Below are 16,324 nucleotides of genomic sequence, written 5' to 3' on the forward strand. Positions count from 1 at the left end.
TGTTGATCTGCAAATAAAGCAACTAAATCAGGTAAAGCATCTATGGCCACCGCTTCGCTCAACTGGCAGCAGCTGCTTAAGTCAGGCAACCGCATCTTTATTGGCTCACATGCTGCCGTGCCGACAGCTCTTATCGATGATTTAATCAATCATGCCAATAGTCTGCATGATATTGAAATTGTCCAGCTGGTCACCCTGGCCGATAACAAATGGGCCGAGCCGCAATATCAGCATTTATTTAAGGTAAACACCTTCTTTATTGGTGGCGAAAAAATCCGTCAGGCTGTTGCCGAAGGCCGCGCTGACTATACCCCCTGCTTTATGACCGATATACCAGCACTATTTACCGATGGCGTGCTGCCGTTAGACGCCGCACTTATTATGGTAAGCCCGGCAGACGAACATGGTTATCATTCGCTCGGGGTATCGGTAGATGTGGTCGCAGCAGCTGCTAAAGCGGCAAAAACTGTTATTGCTCAGGTTAACCCGCAAATGCCGATTACCTATGGTCAGTCGTTTATCCATCGGGATGATATCGACACCTTTTACTATGCTGATCAGGCGCTGCCAGAAGCGGCAATGCCGGAGCTGGATGCGCGTACCGAGCGAATTGGCCAGTATGTGTCACTACTGGTGGAAGATGGCGCCACCGTGCAGCTGGGGGTCGGTCGCATTTGTGCTGCGGTCACACGTTACCTGAGTAACCATAAAGATTTAGGCCTGCACAGTGAAATGATCACTGACGGCGTACTGGAACTGATTAAAAAAGGCGTGATTAACAACCGGCGCAAAACCTTCCACCCTGGTAAAAGTGTGGTCAGTTTCTGCATTGGCAGTAAGGCGTTGTATCAGTTTGTCGATCAGAATCCGCATATCGGCTTTTACCCCAGCGAATATGTCAACTCTCCGGCCAATATTGCCCGCAACGATAAAATGGTCGCGATTAACAGTGCCATCGAGGTCGACCTGACCGGTCAGGTGGTATCAGATTCGATTGGTCACCATTTTTACAGCGGTATTGGCGGCCAGGTCGACTTTAGCCGCGGCGCATCGATGAGCAACGGCGGCAAACCGATTATTGCCCTGCCCTCTACCGCCAAAAATGGCACTATCTCCAGGATAGTTCCGCATATCCGGCAAGGCGCCGGGGTGGTCACCAGTCGTGGCCATGTTCATTATGTGGTCACCGAATTTGGCGTGGCGTCATTGCGCGGTAAAAGTGTCCGTGAGCGGGCACTGGAGCTGATCAGAGTAGCCCACCCGAAGTTTCGCAGCCAGTTGCTGGCCGAAGTACGCAAATTTTACTGGGTGCCGCATTACCAGATCCAGACCCCGGTTGAGGTTGCCGAACTTGGGGCTGTTGGTTTTAAAGAGCTACAGATTAACGGTGAAAGCTTTGATTTACGCCCCTTAAACCCCTCTGATGAACGCCGGTTGCAGGAGTTTTTCTACTCCCACACCAAAGAAACCCTGCAAATGCGCTACAACACGGTACCTACCCAGATGAGCCGGGAGAAATCCTGCACCCTGGTCAGTGTTGATCAAACGCAAGACTTAGCCCTGTGCATTGTGAAGCAAAAAGGCTCGGTGGTAGAAATTCAGGCCATTGGTCGCTACTACCTGATTAAAGACAATAATAGCTGCGAAGTCGCCTTTGTTACCCGGGAAAAACATCAGGGCAAAGGCATGGCAAAAACGCTGTTGCAGGAAATGATTGATATTGCCGGCAGCCGGAAACTAAGCAAAATGTTCGCCTATGTCCGGGCTGAAAATAAACCGATGCTCAGCGTTTTTACCAAAGCCGGTTTTAAACGTAAAGGTTATGACGACCCAAGCGAAGTTTTTCTGGAACTTGATTTAGCAGCTGTGCCAGCCAAAGGAGCCAACTGATGGCCATTACTGTGTTTAGTCATGCTATTTGCCGTCAGCATGTTGCTGGCGACGATCACCCGGAATGCCCGGCGCGGCTGGATGCGATAAACGACCAGCTGATCCGCTCCGGTCTCGATTATATTTTGCAGCAAAAAGATGCCAGCCCGGCCAGCAAAACCGACTTATGCCGGGCTCATAGTACGCTGTACGTCAGCGAACTGTATGCCAAAGCACCGGCAGATGGCCATATCTGGCTTGATCCTGATACTCAGATGATGAACAAAACCCTGCAGGCGGCGCTGTACGCTGCCGGCAGCGGCATTAATGCCGTAGACGAAGTGATGCAGGCCAGCGATAAGCAGGCATTTTGTGCCATTCGCCCGCCCGGACACCACGCTACCCATGACCAGGCAATGGGCTTTTGCTTTTTTAATAATATCGCCATTGCGGCCGAATATGCGCTGAACCAGTATTCGCTTAAGCGGGTGGCTATTGTCGATTTTGACGTGCACCACGGTAACGGTACCGAAGATATTTTTAAAAACGAGCCCCGGGTACTTTTTTGCTCGTCTTTTGAATATCCGCTGTATCCACATACCGGCGCAGATACCGTGTCAGACCATATCATTAACCTGCCGCTACCGGGTGGCTGCAAAGCCAGTCAGTGGCGGGCAGCAGTCAGCAGCGAATGGCTGCCGGCACTGGATGCCTTTGCCCCGGAGCTTATCCTGGTTTCCGCCGGTTTTGATGGCCATGCCGAAGATGATATGGCGCACTTTATGTTGCGCGAAGACGACTATCACTGGCTGGCAACCGAGCTGAAAAGCCTGGCGAATAAACACTGCCAGGGCCGGGTAGTGGCGATGCTGGAAGGCGGTTATGCGTTAAGTGCGCTTGGCCGCAGTGTTGTGGCCTTCTTAAAAGGGCTGATGTAAGCAATATCCAGCCTGATAAACCAGGCGCTTAGCCTGATTTTTATTGATGCAGAACAAAGTTACCGGCTGAATATCGATAATGCCGGTTTTTTATTGATCCAGACCAATATTCTGTTTTGGCCAACGCGCACAATTGCTCCAGAACTCAACTGTGGAGCACTTTATGAAAACCTCATTACTCGCTATTCCTGTTATCTCTCTGTTAGCTGCCGCCCCTGCTTTTGCTGATTTTTCTGTCAATATCGGCGCCATTAATGTATCGCCGGATGACAGTAGCACCAGCTTAAATGTCATTGAGCAAGTTGCTGGCTTACCGAATGGCTCAACTGCGCTGGCTGTCGACAGCAACACCCAGTTAGGCCTGACATTTGATTACCGGATAAAACCTAACTGGGCAGTGCAGTTAATTGCAGCCACCCCGTTCAGTCATGACATCACCGTTAAAGGTTCAGCCATCGACGGCCTGAAGGTAGGCAAAACCAAACACCTGCCACCTACCCTGCTGGCACAGTATCACTTTATGCCAGAGCATCAGACTTTTGACCCCTTCGTCGGCGTAGGTCTTAACTACACTATCTTCTTTGATGAACAGATTGATAACCAGTTAAAAGATACGCTGCAGGCACTGAACGTTACCAGTGCGGATGACAGTGTTACCTTAAAAGCCAAAAGCTCGTTTGGCTTAGCACTGCAAGCCGGGGTAAATATTAAACTCAGCGACACCCTGGGTGTCCATATGATGGTCAGCAAAATGGACATTGATACCACCGGCCGGGTGCAGGTAAACGGCACCACAGTGCAAAGCGTTAATATCAATATCGACCCTTACGTGGCGATGATTGGCCTGCGCTGGACGCTGTAATCCACCTCGAAGCAGTATTGACAGTTAAATTCAGCGATAAAAAAACCCTGCAAATGCAGGGTTTTTCGTTACTGTAAAAGAGGTATTACCCCAGCCAGACCCGGGCGTTGCGGAACATCCGCATCCACGGGCTGTCTTCCTGCCACTCATCCGGGTGCCAGGAGTTGGCTACGGTGCGGAATACCCGCTCCGGGTGCGGCATCATAATGCTGACCCGGCCATCGGTGGTGGTCAGTGCGGTAATACCCGCTGGCGAGCCATTCGGGTTAGCCGGGTACTGTTCGGTAACCTTGCCAAAGTTGTCGACAAAACGCATCGCCACGGTGCCGCTGTGGTTGGCCTTAGCAAAGGCCTCGCTGCTGGCAAACTCGGCATGACCTTCACCATGGGAGACCGCAATTGGCATCCGTGAGCCCGCCATGCCACTGAAAAACAGCGACGGGCTTTGCTGAATTTCGACCAGGCTGAAGCGGGCTTCAAACCGCTCTGACTTGTTACGCACAAAGTGCGGCCACAACTCGGCACCCGGGATCAGGCTTTTCAAATTCGACATCATCTGACAACCATTACACACCCCCAGCGAGAAGGTCGTTGGCCGCTCAAAAAACGCCGCAAACTGGGCCCGGGCAATGTCATTAAACAACACAGATTTCGCCCAGCCTTCACCGGCACCCAATACGTCACCATAGGAGAAACCACCACAGGCAGCTAAGCCGTTAAAGTCACTGAGTTTTACCCGGCCAGCGAGAATATCACTCATATGGACATCAACTGCGCTAAAACCTGCCCGGTTAAAGGCGGCAGCCATTTCCAGGTGCGAGTTAACGCCTTGTTCGCGTAATATTGCCACTCTCGGCGCAGCCCCTTTTAAAATAACAGGCGCTGCAACATCTTCATTTAGATCGAAGCTGAGTTTGACATTAAGACCCGGATCAGTGTCATCGGCTTTGCTTGTGAACTCCTGCAAGGCACCTGCCGGGTTATCCCGTAACGCCTGCATCCGATAAGTGGTTTCGGCCCAGATACAACGTAAGCGGGTCCGGCTATCACTGAAGAGCTCGTCGTCACCACGGCTGAACCGCAGACTGTCGCTGGCTGTGACCGGACCAAGGGTATGGCTGCATGCCGCCAGTTTGTGTTGTGCCAACACCTGCTGCACATAAGTCAGATCGCTATCAGCAACCTGAATCACCGCTCCCGGCTCCTCGCTGAACAGAATAGCCAAATCGTCTTCGCCCAGGCTGGCAATATCAGCGTTAAAACCGGCTTTACCGGCAAAAGCCATTTCAGCCAGGGTTACCAGCAAACCACCGTCTGAACGGTCGTGATAGGCCAGCAGTTTCTGCTCGCGTAACAATTGCTGCACCGCAGCAAAGAAATTAAGTAACAACTCCGGGCTGTCTAAGTCGGCCGGAGTATCGCCCAGTTGTTTATAAACCTGCGTTAAACAAGAGCCTCCTAACCGATTGGCGCCCTGGCCTAAATCAATCAGCAGCAGGCTGCTGTCACCTTTGTCGGTGCGAAGCTGTGGCGTTACCGTCTTACGGATATCTTCTACCCGGCCAAAGGCGGTAATCACTAATGACATCGGTGAGGTAACCGCCTGCTCTGCGCCATTTTGCTGCCATTTGGTTTTCATCGACATTGAGTCTTTACCCACCGGAATGGTGACTTCAAGCGCCGGACATAACTCTTCGCCAATGGCTTTTACTGCGGCATATAAGCCAGCGTCTTCGCCCGGGTGACCGGCAGCAGACATCCAGTTGGCTGACAATTTAATTCGTTTTAAATCGCCAATATCGCTACAGGCAATATTAGTTATGGCTTCGGCCACCGCCAGCCGGGCTGACGCTGCAAAATCCAGCAACGCCACCGGCGTGCGCTCGCCCATCGCCATGGCTTCACCATGATAAGTATCGTAGCTGGCTGCAGTGATACCACAGTTGGCTACCGGCACCTGCCAGGGGCCAACCATCTGATCGCGCGCCACCAGGCCGGTTACCGTGCGATCGCCAATGGTCACCAGAAAGGTTTTCTCAGCAATAGCCGGCAGGCGCAACAAGCGCTCAGCCGCATTGGCAATAGTGATACCGTCTCGGTTTAACGGCTTACCAACGGCTTTGGCACTTTGCACATCACGGTGCATTTTCGGTGCTTTGCCCAGCAATACGCTCAGCGGTAAGTCTATAGGTGTATTACCAAAATGTTTATCAGTTAAGGTAAGGTGTTGCTCACTGGTTGCCTCGCCCACTACCGCATAAGGTGCGCGCTCACGCTGACAAATTTGTTCAAACACCGCCATTTTTTCCGGTGGAATGGCCATAACGTAGCGTTCCTGCGACTCGTTACACCATATCTGCAACGGCGACATGCCAGGCTCATCATTGGGTACGTTGCGTAGCTCAAACTTACCACCAACGCCGCCATCGTTCACCAGCTCAGGGAAGGCATTCGATAAACCACCGGCGCCAACATCGTGAATAAAGCAAATGGGGTTATCGTCCCCCAACTGCCAGCAGCAGTCGATTACTTCCTGACAGCGCCGCTCGATTTCCGGGTTTTCCCGTTGTACTGAGGCGAAGTCGAGATCTTCTGCCGACTGGCCTGAAGCCATTGACGAAGCCGCACCACCGCCTAAACCAATGTTCATGGCAGGGCCACCCAGCACCACCAGCTTAGCACCCGGCGGTAACACGCCTTTTTGGACGTGATCAGCACGGATATTACCGAGGCCACCGGCAATCATAATAGGTTTATGGTAACCGCGTACTTCTTCACCATTGTGGCTGGTTACCTTTTCTTCATAGGTACGGAAGTAACCGTTAATGGCAGGCCGGCCAAATTCATTGTTGAAGGCCGCACCACCTAACGGGCCCTCCAGCATAATATCCAGTGCGCTGACAATCCGCTCTGGTTTACCAAAATCTGTTTCCCACGGTTGCTGAAAACCTGGGATCCGTAGGTTTGATACCGAAAAACCAACCAGGCCGGCTTTTGGCTTAGAGCCAATACCGGTAGCACCTTCATCGCGAATTTCACCACCAGAGCCCGTCGCGGCACCCGGGTATGGCGAAATCGCCGTTGGATGGTTATGGGTTTCCACCTTCATCAGAATATGAATATCTTCATGGTGGTAATTGTATTCGCCAGTGTCCGGCACCGGGAAAAAGCGGCCGGCAGCCGAGCCGGTCATTACCGCGGCATTATCTTTATAGGCTGACAACACGTAATCCGGGGTCTGCTCAAAGGTATTTTTAATCATTTTGAACAAGGATTTAGGCTGAACAACGCCGTCAATGGTCCAGTCGGCGTTAAAGATTTTATGCCGGCAGTGTTCAGAGTTAGCCTGGGCAAACATATAGAGCTCGATATCGTTCGGGTTACGGCCCAGCTGCTGAAAATTACTGACCAGATAGTCAATTTCATCATCAGCCAGTGCCAGGCCCATTGCCATATTGGCCACTGAGAGCGCCTGACGGCCACCCTTTATGATATCTACCGAGCTTAAACCCGCAGGCGCTGCGTGCTGAAATAATGCCACGGCCTGGTCGAACTCGGTGAAGACCACTTCCATCATCCGGTCATGCAGCAAACCACTGACAGTATGAAGTTCACTATCAGTTAAGTTGCGGCTGCTTTCAATATAGTAAGCAATACCACGCTCTAACCGCCTGATTTTACTAAGACCACAATTATGGGCAATATCACTGGCTTTGGACGACCAAGGCGAAATAGTACCGGGACGTGGGGTAACCAATAATAGCTTGCCAACTGGCTCATGACTGGCAATAGCCGGGCCGTAAGTTAACAGTTTATCCAGGGTGCTTTGCTCGTCACTACTCAGGGCAGCGCTGTTTTCGGCAAAGTGCATATACTCGGCGTAAATGGTGATTACCGGCAAAGTGCGCTCAGCAAATTGGTCAAGTAACTTGGCTATTCGGAATTCGGACAGTGCAGGTGCACCACGCAGGATCAACATAGGCTAGGTTTCCGTTGGTTGAGCGTCGATGGAAGCTGATTTAAGCGCGCCATTATAAAGAAATTTAGCGCTAAGTGGTATGTGAAAAAACTGACTGCCCCGCTTAAGTTTGATATAACAGGCGTCACGGTAGTAAATTTCAGGTTCGGCATGCAACTAAGGGTGCTTTTCTGGCTGGTAGTTTGCCTGCTTAGCGCATGTGCGCCGATGGCAGAACAGACATCACAGCTTGACACAATTTATCAGCGCAACAGTTTGCGGGTTGGCTTATTGCATGGCCCAACCAGCTATTTTATTGGGGTTGACGGCCCAGCCGGCTTTGAATACGAACTGGCCCAGACCCTGGCACATCGGTTAGATGTTGAACTAGAGCTATTTCCCAGCTATCACCTGGATGAACTATTACAAAAACTGGATACCGGCCAGGTTGATTTTATTGCCGGTGGCCTAACCCTTACGCCCCAGCGGCTCAGTCGGTACCGGGCCGCACCGGCCTATCGTTGGATTAGCGAGTTACTGGTATTTCGGCAGGGTAATGACTGGCCGCGTTCGCTTGCTGATATTACCGAACCAATAGTCGTAATAAAAGACAGCAGCCATGCTCAGACCCTGGACAGGCTAAGCAACGACCACCCTAACCTGCAATGGCTGGAGCAAAAAGATCTCGACGCCGACGATGTGCTGCAACTGGTGGTTGATGGCAGAATCCCTTATACCATTACCGACTCGAACCAACTGGCTATTAACCGCCGCTTTTATCCCAATTTAAGTATTGGTTTTACGGTCAACGATAATCTGCCGGTTGCCTGGTTGCTGGCAGATAATAATGACGACTCGCTGCTGACGGTGCTGATTGAGTTTTTTGGCAACATTTATCAAAGTGGTGAACTGATCACCCTGGAAGACCGCTATTTTGGCCATGTCAGTCAGTTCGACTATGTCGACACCCTGCAATATATTGATGCCATCAGCCAGACCCTGCCCGATTACCAAGGCCTGTTTATGCAGTACGCCGGTGAACTCGACTGGCGCTTGTTGGCTGCATTGTCATATCAGGAGTCGCACTGGGATCCTAAAGCCCGCAGCCCAACCGGGGTGCGGGGCCTGATGATGCTGACCCTGCCAACGGCTAAACAAATGGGTGTTAGTAGCAGGCTGGATCCGGAGCAAAGCATCAGAGGCGGTAGCCGTTATTTGCATCGTCTGGTCAGCCGGATCCCGGAGCGTATTGCTATGCCTGACCGGCTCTGGTTTGCCCTGGCATCGTATAATGTCGGTTGGGGCCATGTTGAAGATGCGCGTATCCTGACTCAGCAACAAGGCGCCGATCCGGACAAATGGCTGGAAGTAAAACAGCGCTTGCCACTGCTGCGGCAAAAAGCGGTTTATCAGCATACCCGTTATGGTTATGCCAGAGGCGATGAGGCCGTCACCTATGTAGAGAATATCCGCCGTTATTACGACACGCTGGTATGGACTGATGAAAAGCAACAGGCGGAACAGCGGCTCGAGCAGCAACGCTTACGGTTAACTGAACTGCTGGTACCCGACACTACGGCGACTGGCTCTGAAGCGCAACCAGAGCCACAACCGGAACCACCGCAGGAAATTGAACGCTGATTCGCTGACTTTATTGCTCCAGCTCTTGTTGTCCTGCTTGGCTGGCCCTATAGTATCCGCGTATTAACATTGCATTGGTAGTGTCAGAAAAAAACTCAGGTAAATTATGCTAAAACGAAAAAAACCGGCTTTAAAGCGCCGTCAACTCAGTGCCTTTGCCATTACGTCAAGCCGGCGCCGGGTAAAACGAAATACCGAATTATTAAAATTACACCGCAGACGGCGTAATTATCAGACCATTATGCAGGATCATCCGGGTCTGCAGGACCCTTCAAGTCAGGTTCAACCTTAACGGCAGCAAGTTTTGCCGCTTTTTTTTCCTGGCGCCGCCGCTGAAAAAAAGCTGATAGTCTGGCTGCACACTCTTCCGCCAGCACGCCGCCGGTTACCTCAAGCTGGTGATTAAGCTGCGGGTGCTGCACTAAATTCATTACCGATCCGGCTGCCCCGGTTTTATAGTCGCTGGCACCAAATACCAGACGGGCCAGCCTGCTGTGTACTAACATGCCAGCACACATACTGCACGGTTCCAGCGTGACATAAAGGGTGCAGTCCGTCAGACGGTAGTTTTGCAACTGTTGCCCGGCCTGACGTACAGCCTGCATTTCAGCATGAGCGGAAGGATCGTTTAAGCTAATCATCTGGTTGTAACCTTCGCCAATCAGCAGATTATCTTTAACAATTACCGCACCAACCGGCACCTCGCCAGCTTCCTCTGCTTTGGCTGCCAGTTGCAGCGCTTTAGCCATCCATTGATGATCGGTCATAAACTCTTACAATTTTTTCAGACACCTCAGCCAAGTTTACCACTACTATCTGGTGATATTGACTAAACTTTTGACTTTCATACCACGGCCGTAACAGCGACAATAATGCAAAGCATTGATTAACATAAAAATTAAAACAATGGCATCAGCCTTGCTTTTCAACAGACACTAATAAAAAGGGAGAATATCATGGGACCATTTGAAATTGCCGCTATCGCCATTGTTGGTGGTTTTGTCTATGCAGGCTACGAAGTTTATATGAAAACCAAAAGCAAGGCCGGCAAAGGCGAGTTGGAAGGATTGCAAGCTGAATTACAGCGGCTGAAAGAGCGGGTAAGCACCCTGGAAAGCATTGTTACTGACAAATCTTATCAGCTGAAAGATCAAATCAACAAACTGTAACGACAGTCTCGCTGTTATTAAAAGCTGCCACCGTTCCTGGCAGCTTTTTTTATTGGCTTATCGGCAATATCAGTTTCACCACTATTTGGTTAAAACCACCAAAATAAATTGAAGCTGCTTGAGCCCGCGTCTGATATATTCAAGTAAACCACTGTTAATAATCACTTTTAAAATATGGCATAGCTCTTGATACCTTTTAACTAATACATCAAAAAGGAAATATGTCATGAACAAAACTATCGTCATTATTATAGCTGTCGCGTTAGGTATTTACTGTTTGCCAACTATTCTGGCTATTATTGGCTCAGTGTTTGCTGTTCTGATTGGCCTGGTGGCCGCGGTATTTGCTATTGGTCTTACTGCATTTGTTACCCTGGCACCGCTGCTGATTTTTGTCTGGCTGGTCTGGTGGCTGGTGCGGGATAAACGTAAACCACAGCAGTACTAAGCAACTGTTAGAGCTACCGCTGCTACAAAAAGGCCCTGCCTGGTACTTGCCAGACAGGACTTTTTTACTGACTTGCGCGGTTACTTATTCAGTTTGCGCAGGCGTAGTATATCGCGAATCACCTCGTAGCCAGGAATAAGACTGGTGATCAGTAAGCCGCGTTTTACTGCTTGTTGCACGGCTTCCGGACTGAAGTATCCGCTCCAGTTAGCAGTATCAAGCTGCAATACCGGCCCCAGAGTTGCCAATAACACCAGGATAATCACAAAAGCAAGATTCACAATCAGGTTAAGCGATAGCATTGGGCGACTCCAGAGTCGGCGTTGCAACTGCCACAAACTGCTCAGCACGCCCAGCACAATAAAAGGGCTAAACCATATCAGTAACTGCAATGACTGCTGAGTGAATACTGAACTGACCGGCTCGCCCCCGGCAAACAATTGCTGCCACAGCGGAAACCAGATTATTAGCAACAAAAAGGTATAAGTGGCTAAATCGGTAAAAACATCACTTAAGCTGATATGCTGCCAGCCCGCGCCGACAGGCGGCAGATCTGCTGGTTGCCACTGGTTAGCACTTTTACGCTGGCCTGACCGGGTGTTCGCCGGCATCAGGGCAAACCCCAGGGTAATAGCGGTAAAACCAAATATCGCATCTTCAATAAAGCCTGAGGCAATTCCCAGCACGAACGAGATTGGTCCGAAATCGCTGCCGGTTAACCAGTGGCTGGTCATAAATACTATCTGCAGCACGAACAATACCCCCAGCACCATATACATCGTATATTTATACAGCGGCATCAGGTGTGCCGGGATAAGTGGCTGGATCGGAGAGAACTGACGGGCTACATGTTGCGGCGGGCCCATTTTTTTCAATACATCAGCCACCTGCTGCTCAGAAAGTGCGGTGCCCTGTTGTTCAGCCAGAGCATCGAGCTGGTCCATAATATTTGCCTGCAGCTCACGGCCTATTTCCTGGCGTTTTTGTTCAGGTAGTTCGCGCTGCACTGCGGCGACATAACGTTTAACTAATTCCATTAGCCTTGCTCCTCTGCTTGCTTAGCTGACATTGTCTGCTCTGGCTGCAACAGTGGCCCCAGCGCATTGTTTAAGGTGGTCCATTCGTGGGTAAGTTGCTGCAGCAATTCTGCACCCAGCTCAGATAACAGGTAATAGCGCCGCTCCCGCCCCTCACCCTGTTGCCATTCGCTGTCCAGCAACCCCTGCTCGGCCAGGCGTCGCACCAGCGGGTACAAGGTACCTTCGTCAATATCAATGCCCGCGTCCTGCAAGTGCCGGCGCAGCGAGTAGCCATAGTGGCGCTCGCGCAAAGCGGCAAGTACTGCCAGCACTAATACGCCGCGCCGCAACTCCAGCCGCATTTTGTCTAATTGAGCCGTTGTCATAAGCTATCCTTCTTTTACCAAGCGAAGTGCACTGAGCGAACTATACTGTGCGACGCATACTGTGCACCACATAGTAATTATACTAGGCGCCACACAGTATAAAAGCAAGTGCTGAATAGTGAGTTTTGCTAAAACTTGGCATCTTTGCGATCTGAACACTGACCACCCAGACGTAATAGATTGATTTAATTTACAATAATATTGGCCTATTTTCTGCTTATTGCTTTGCATAATAATATTTTTCAACATGGAAAGAGCAGCAGATGAGTGTATTCAGAATAATATTTAATATCCTGTGGTTTGTGCTGGGTGGCTTTGTGATGGGTTTGCTGTGGTGGCTGGTGGGCTTGCTGTGCTTTATCAGTATTGTCGGCATTCCGTTTGGCCGCAGTTGTTTTGTGATTGGCGAAATGGCGTTCTGGCCCTTTGGCCAGGACGCGGTAAACCGGCGTTACATTAACCGTTATGATGATATTGGCACCGGTACTTTGGGCACTCTGGGTAATATTATCTGGTTTTTATTGTTCGGCTTCTGGCTGGCGCTGGGCCATTTAGGCCATGCTATAGTCTGTTTTATCAGCATCATCGGCATACCATTTGGGATTCAGCATTTAAAACTGGCGATGCTAAGCCTGGCGCCGATTGGCAAGACCGTGGTGGCCCGCAGTGCCATCTGAACAATCAAAATGTTTGCATATCAACCAATCATATCAGCCAATAGTGTGGCGCAGAATGATACCTGTGCCGGTAAGTTCTAGCGTGTTTGGTTTCCAGCCAGGATGCTTGCCAGCCAGGTCGGTGCGACCAGACTATGGAACCCGAGCAGGCTGATAGCCAGGGTAGCGCCACTGCTGAGGATAAATTTGGCCCACACCGCCAGCGGCAAATCAATCAATAGAAATTGGATAAAAAACAGCAGTGGCAAATGCACGATATACACCCAAAAGCTGACCTTTGACATATACGCCAACCAGCTGCTATTCCAGTCCAGCCAGCGTCTGGCATACAACACTGTGCACAGCGTCCATAACACAGCAGTACTGCTTTCAAACAAGGTGACAGCCAGTTTCAGCAAGCCTTGCGGCTGGCTTTGTGGCAATAAAGTCGCGGGCAGTAACGTATAGTAAAATGCATAGCTGACAGCGCCCAGCAGCAAATAATAATGCCGCTGCGGATCAAAGCGGGCCAGCAACGTCGGTAGCACGAAACAGGCATAGCCCAGGCTGAAAAAAACGCCATAAAACCACAATGCCCACAAGGCCGGAAAAATCCACTCCGGCGCCTGAAATGGCACCGACACGCTGTACAACGCTGGCACACAGGCCAGGACTAACAGCAGCACTAACTGATAGGGCTTGCGTTCGCTAACCCAGTGCGCTAGCTGACGGTTTAGCAGAATCCGGCCACACCAGGTCAGCAGATACAAAAACAATAAATGATATAAAAACCATAAGTGCATGGTGCTCAGTGGCATTGCCGGCGGCTCGGCCTGATTCAGCATCGACTGGATAAAAGCCAAAAACGGTGGTTGCTGCTGCACATGCGCCAGGCCAAACTGCATTACAGCACCAACAGCCAGCGTCAGCAGCGGTAAAAACAGCAACAAGGGTAAGCCGACGCGGCGCAGCCGGTTTTGCCAAAACCCACCATCACCATATTTGTGCAGTAACATGGCGGCAAAAAAGCCCGCCAGCAGAAAAAACAGCGGCATCCGAAACAGATGACTGGCCCAGGCAAAGACATCAAACAGCGGATGATTAAGTACATCGGCACTGGGCCAGAACGGCTGTGCCATAGGGCTGTACGCCAGGGCCGCGTGAAAAAACACCCCGGCCAGCATCGCCAACGCTCGCAGATTATCCAGGTAAAACAGGCGTGCGGATCCCATACCATCCGACATAGCGCTGGCTCCTTCTGGCAACAGTTGCCAGGCTGGTTTTATAAAAATCTGGGGTTATAAAAAGCTGGTTTTCCGCTTTTGAAAGTAGGCAGTTAGCAAGAGCACACAAACAACTAAAACGGTACCAACGGCCAGCAAACCAAGCGTTGTGCTATTCCAGCTGGCAGTTGGCGCTTCCAGCGTTTGATGGACTGCCGGCATCCGGATAATCCACAAAATAAAGCCATTCAGTAGCAGGTTGGTAATGATCATTACAGTTATGGTGTAACCTTCTGAATAGGTCAGCAGCGCCGTGGCCAGATAGCAGCAGTAAGACAGCAGAATAAACAGGCTTACCAACACCACCAGCGGGATAACGCCGTTAGTCACTGGAGTGCTGACAATCACCAGTAGCATACCGAATACCAACAGCAGCCATGGCACCAGATACAACGCCAGATTAGCGCCAAGCTTGGCCAGTGCATAATCCTGTGAGGTAACCGGCAAACTCATCATAAAAGCTAAGGTTTGGTCTTTCTTCTCGTTCACTACCAGCTCAACAGCCGAGCGGGAACCAATAACAATCATCAGCGTGATCATCATAATGGCGCCACTATTAAACATCAGCGGCGTTGCCATGCCCATCATGCCAATAATCACCACGCCACCGACCATATAAGCCGCTAACGATTTTTTCATCAATTGCCAGTCTTTGACGATCAAAAGTTTAATCATCAGGGTGTTATTCAGCGCATTAAGCATCTTGCCTGCTCCTATCTGTTACGTTTGACATTGGCGACAAAAATTTCCTCAAGCGACATCCGATGTTGCTCGATCACCTTAAACCCGGCCTGCTGCAGCGCGACCGCAAACTCGCTACTGCATTGATCGGTGATCACCTCGGCCAACTGACCGCTGCGCCGGATACTGACCGCGCCCGGCACGCTGTCCTGCGCCTGCGGTTGCAACTGACAGCGAAAGCGCCCCCAACTTTGCACGAAGCTTTCTTTATCCTGCAGCGCCAAGAGTTTGCCTTTATCTAAAAAGGCAATTTGGTCAGACAGTTTTTCGATGTCATGGGTGTTGTGCGATGAGAACAACACGCTGCGTTCCTCATCACGTAAAATATCAGCCAGCTCAGTAATTACCTCGTCACGGGCAACCGGATCCAGCCCGGTAGTAGGCTCATCCAGCACCAGTAACTTCGGCCGTCTGGCCAGCACCAGTAATAAACAGGCTTTGACTCTCTGGCCATGTGACAGGCCTTTCATTTTCTGATCAGCAATCAGCTCAAAGCGCTGCAATAAGTCCTTGGCATAGGCGTGGTCAAAATTCGGAAAAATACTGTGAATAAAATCCATATGCCACTGCAACGTCTGATTTTTATACAAACGCATATCATCCGAGGCAAAACCAATATCGTATTTGGCCTTTACCTGCTGTGCCGGCAATTGATAACCCAGCACGTCGACCTGACCGGCATCAGCCTTCACCAGCCCCATTAAAATGCGGATGGTAGTAGATTTTCCGGCGCCATTTACCCCTACCAGTCCCAGCACCTGACCTTTGGCTAAGGACAAGTTGAGGTTTTCCATTGCAAAATGCGGATACCTGATACTGATGTTGCGCATGTCAAAAGCATATTGCTGCATTGCTGTTATCCTCTTAGTCGCCGCGAGCTAACGCTGCAAACCCAGTTTCTGTTGCAACTGTGCCAACAGTTGTTTGTCTGTCAGTTGCAGTTGCCGGGCTAATTCCACCAGCTGATCTAACTGTTGCGCCAGCTGCTGTTGCTTTAGCTGCTGCTGCAAATCCGGATGCGCCGACACAAACGAGCCGCGACCGGGCTGGGTTACAATCACGCCTGCGAGCTCCAGCTCAGCATAGGCACGTTTTACAGTGATCACACTTACCTGAGTCTGTGCCGCCAGTTCGCGAATAGATGGCAATGGCATATCAGCCGGCCAATCGCCCAGCAACACTTTGCTGGTAATTTGCTCGACAATTTGTTCATACATTGGCTTTTTGTCTGTTGCCGACAGAAACAAGCCATCCGTCATAGAAGATCCCGCATGCACACCAACCGTGTATATTTGATATGCACAGTATATATACAGATATACACAGTGCAAGTTAAAAATTAAAAAACCTGAGA

General features: G+C 50.6%; 15 protein-coding genes. 7 read left to right on the forward strand and 8 right to left on the reverse strand.

Annotated features, from left to right (window positions below; translation table 11 throughout):
• Positions 1 to 42: 42 nt before the first annotated feature.
• The 3 genes from CRO03_RS12200 to CRO03_RS12210 all read left to right on the forward strand — a co-directional run bounded on the left by CRO03_RS12200 (position 43) and on the right by CRO03_RS12210 (position 3,669).
• Positions 43 to 1,890 carry a bifunctional acetyl-CoA hydrolase/transferase family protein/GNAT family N-acetyltransferase gene (locus CRO03_RS12200; RefSeq protein ID WP_097111902.1) on the forward strand — a complete coding sequence of 616 codons (1,848 nt, stop codon included), beginning with the start codon at positions 43 to 45 and terminating at the stop codon, positions 1,888 to 1,890.
• Entirely contained in the window at positions 1,890 to 2,807 is a 918-nt protein-coding gene (locus CRO03_RS12205; RefSeq protein ID WP_097111903.1) for a histone deacetylase family protein, read from the forward strand. Before CRO03_RS12200 ends, CRO03_RS12205 begins: the two co-directional genes overlap by 1 nt.
• A 163-nt stretch (positions 2,808 to 2,970) precedes the next feature.
• Positions 2,971 to 3,669 (forward strand): OmpW/AlkL family protein, encoded by a 699-nt coding sequence (locus CRO03_RS12210; protein ID WP_097111904.1) that lies wholly within the window; start codon positions 2,971 to 2,973, stop codon positions 3,667 to 3,669.
• Between the two features lie 85 nt (positions 3,670 to 3,754).
• On the opposite strand, the gene purL is transcribed toward CRO03_RS12210, so the two are convergent.
• Positions 3,755 to 7,648, reverse strand: coding sequence for a phosphoribosylformylglycinamidine synthase (gene purL, locus CRO03_RS12215; protein ID WP_097111905.1), 3,894 nt, complete (start codon positions 7,646 to 7,648; stop codon positions 3,755 to 3,757).
• A gap of 150 nt (positions 7,649 to 7,798) precedes the next feature.
• Here purL and mltF point away from each other — a divergent pair, with 150 nt between their 5' ends.
• Positions 7,799 to 9,268 (forward strand): membrane-bound lytic murein transglycosylase MltF, encoded by a 1,470-nt coding sequence (gene mltF / locus CRO03_RS12220; RefSeq protein ID WP_097111906.1) that lies wholly within the window; start codon positions 7,799 to 7,801, stop codon positions 9,266 to 9,268.
• Between the two features lie 239 nt (positions 9,269 to 9,507).
• On the opposite strand, the gene tadA is transcribed toward mltF, so the two are convergent.
• Entirely contained in the window at positions 9,508 to 10,035 is a 528-nt protein-coding gene (tadA, locus tag CRO03_RS12230; protein ID WP_097111908.1) for a tRNA adenosine(34) deaminase TadA, read from the reverse strand.
• A 189-nt stretch (positions 10,036 to 10,224) separates the two neighbouring features.
• Here tadA and CRO03_RS12235 point away from each other — a divergent pair, with 189 nt between their 5' ends.
• Together CRO03_RS12235 and CRO03_RS12240 are read left to right on the forward strand one after the other, a co-directional pair.
• On the forward strand, positions 10,225 to 10,437 hold the full coding sequence (locus tag CRO03_RS12235; protein WP_097111909.1) for a hypothetical protein: 213 nt from the start codon (positions 10,225 to 10,227) through the stop codon (positions 10,435 to 10,437).
• Between the two features lie 226 nt (positions 10,438 to 10,663).
• Positions 10,664 to 10,885, forward strand: coding sequence for a hypothetical protein (locus CRO03_RS12240; RefSeq protein WP_097111910.1), 222 nt, complete (start codon positions 10,664 to 10,666; stop codon positions 10,883 to 10,885).
• 80 nt (positions 10,886 to 10,965) lie between these two features.
• Here the strand turns inward: CRO03_RS12240 and CRO03_RS12245 are convergent, their stop codons facing one another.
• Both CRO03_RS12245 and CRO03_RS12250 read right to left on the reverse strand, forming a co-directional pair.
• A complete protein-coding gene (locus tag CRO03_RS12245) occupies positions 10,966 to 11,922 on the reverse strand; it encodes an HAAS signaling domain-containing protein (protein ID WP_097111911.1) in 957 nt (318 codons plus the stop codon).
• Positions 11,922 to 12,290: a PadR family transcriptional regulator gene (locus CRO03_RS12250; protein WP_097111912.1), complete on the reverse strand. Its 369-nt coding sequence runs from the start codon at positions 12,288 to 12,290 to the stop codon at positions 11,922 to 11,924. The genes CRO03_RS12245 and CRO03_RS12250 overlap by 1 nt, the downstream gene beginning before the upstream one ends.
• A gap of 263 nt (positions 12,291 to 12,553) precedes the next feature.
• Here CRO03_RS12250 and CRO03_RS12255 point away from each other — a divergent pair, with 263 nt between their 5' ends.
• Entirely contained in the window at positions 12,554 to 12,967 is a 414-nt protein-coding gene (locus tag CRO03_RS12255; protein WP_097111913.1) for a YccF domain-containing protein, read from the forward strand.
• Positions 12,968 to 13,044: 77 nt separating this feature from the next.
• On the opposite strand, the gene CRO03_RS12260 is transcribed toward CRO03_RS12255, so the two are convergent.
• From CRO03_RS12260 to CRO03_RS12275, 4 genes are read right to left on the reverse strand one after another with little or no spacing between them, the layout of a single operon-like run.
• Positions 13,045 to 14,190, reverse strand: coding sequence for an acyltransferase family protein (locus tag CRO03_RS12260; RefSeq protein ID WP_097111914.1), 1,146 nt, complete (start codon positions 14,188 to 14,190; stop codon positions 13,045 to 13,047).
• 54 nt (positions 14,191 to 14,244) lie between these two features.
• Positions 14,245 to 14,931, reverse strand: coding sequence for an ABC-2 transporter permease (locus CRO03_RS12265; RefSeq protein WP_097111915.1), 687 nt, complete (start codon positions 14,929 to 14,931; stop codon positions 14,245 to 14,247).
• 11 nt (positions 14,932 to 14,942) lie between these two features.
• Positions 14,943 to 15,821 (reverse strand): ABC transporter ATP-binding protein, encoded by an 879-nt coding sequence (locus tag CRO03_RS12270; RefSeq protein ID WP_212682411.1) that lies wholly within the window; start codon positions 15,819 to 15,821, stop codon positions 14,943 to 14,945.
• A 27-nt stretch (positions 15,822 to 15,848) separates the two neighbouring features.
• The gene (locus tag CRO03_RS12275; RefSeq protein WP_212682412.1) at positions 15,849 to 16,229 is read right to left on the reverse strand and encodes a GntR family transcriptional regulator; all 381 of its coding nucleotides are present in this window, start codon (positions 16,227 to 16,229) and stop codon (positions 15,849 to 15,851) included.
• Positions 16,230 to 16,324: the final 95 nt, after the last annotated feature.

The organism is Arsukibacterium tuosuense (assembly GCF_900215315.1).
In the GTDB taxonomy this organism is placed as follows: domain Bacteria; phylum Pseudomonadota; class Gammaproteobacteria; order Enterobacterales; family Alteromonadaceae; genus Alishewanella; species Alishewanella tuosuense.

What these genes read in the sequence shown, in the direction of transcription:
- purL (WP_097111905.1), bottom strand. Translation starts at nt 7,648, where the DNA reads ATGTTGATCCTGCGTGGTGCACCTGCACTGTCCGAATTCCGAATAGCC.
- CRO03_RS12275 (WP_212682412.1), bottom strand. Translation starts at nt 16,229, where the DNA reads ATGACGGATGGCTTGTTTCTGTCGGCAACAGACAAAAAGCCAATGTAT.
- CRO03_RS12265 (WP_097111915.1), bottom strand. Translation starts at nt 14,931, where the DNA reads ATGCTTAATGCGCTGAATAACACCCTGATGATTAAACTTTTGATCGTC.
- mltF (WP_097111906.1), top strand. Translation starts at nt 7,799, where the DNA reads ATGCAACTAAGGGTGCTTTTCTGGCTGGTAGTTTGCCTGCTTAGCGCA.
- CRO03_RS12235 (WP_097111909.1), top strand. Translation starts at nt 10,225, where the DNA reads ATGGGACCATTTGAAATTGCCGCTATCGCCATTGTTGGTGGTTTTGTC.
- CRO03_RS12250 (WP_097111912.1), bottom strand. Translation starts at nt 12,290, where the DNA reads ATGACAACGGCTCAATTAGACAAAATGCGGCTGGAGTTGCGGCGCGGC.
- CRO03_RS12245 (WP_097111911.1), bottom strand. Translation starts at nt 11,922, where the DNA reads ATGGAATTAGTTAAACGTTATGTCGCCGCAGTGCAGCGCGAACTACCT.
- CRO03_RS12205 (WP_097111903.1), top strand. Translation starts at nt 1,890, where the DNA reads ATGGCCATTACTGTGTTTAGTCATGCTATTTGCCGTCAGCATGTTGCT.
- tadA (WP_097111908.1), bottom strand. Translation starts at nt 10,035, where the DNA reads ATGACCGATCATCAATGGATGGCTAAAGCGCTGCAACTGGCAGCCAAA.
- CRO03_RS12240 (WP_097111910.1), top strand. Translation starts at nt 10,664, where the DNA reads ATGAACAAAACTATCGTCATTATTATAGCTGTCGCGTTAGGTATTTAC.
- CRO03_RS12255 (WP_097111913.1), top strand. Translation starts at nt 12,554, where the DNA reads ATGAGTGTATTCAGAATAATATTTAATATCCTGTGGTTTGTGCTGGGT.
- CRO03_RS12200 (WP_097111902.1), top strand. Translation starts at nt 43, where the DNA reads ATGGCCACCGCTTCGCTCAACTGGCAGCAGCTGCTTAAGTCAGGCAAC.
- CRO03_RS12270 (WP_212682411.1), bottom strand. Translation starts at nt 15,821, where the DNA reads ATGCAGCAATATGCTTTTGACATGCGCAACATCAGTATCAGGTATCCG.
- CRO03_RS12210 (WP_097111904.1), top strand. Translation starts at nt 2,971, where the DNA reads ATGAAAACCTCATTACTCGCTATTCCTGTTATCTCTCTGTTAGCTGCC.
- CRO03_RS12260 (WP_097111914.1), bottom strand. Translation starts at nt 14,190, where the DNA reads ATGTCGGATGGTATGGGATCCGCACGCCTGTTTTACCTGGATAATCTG.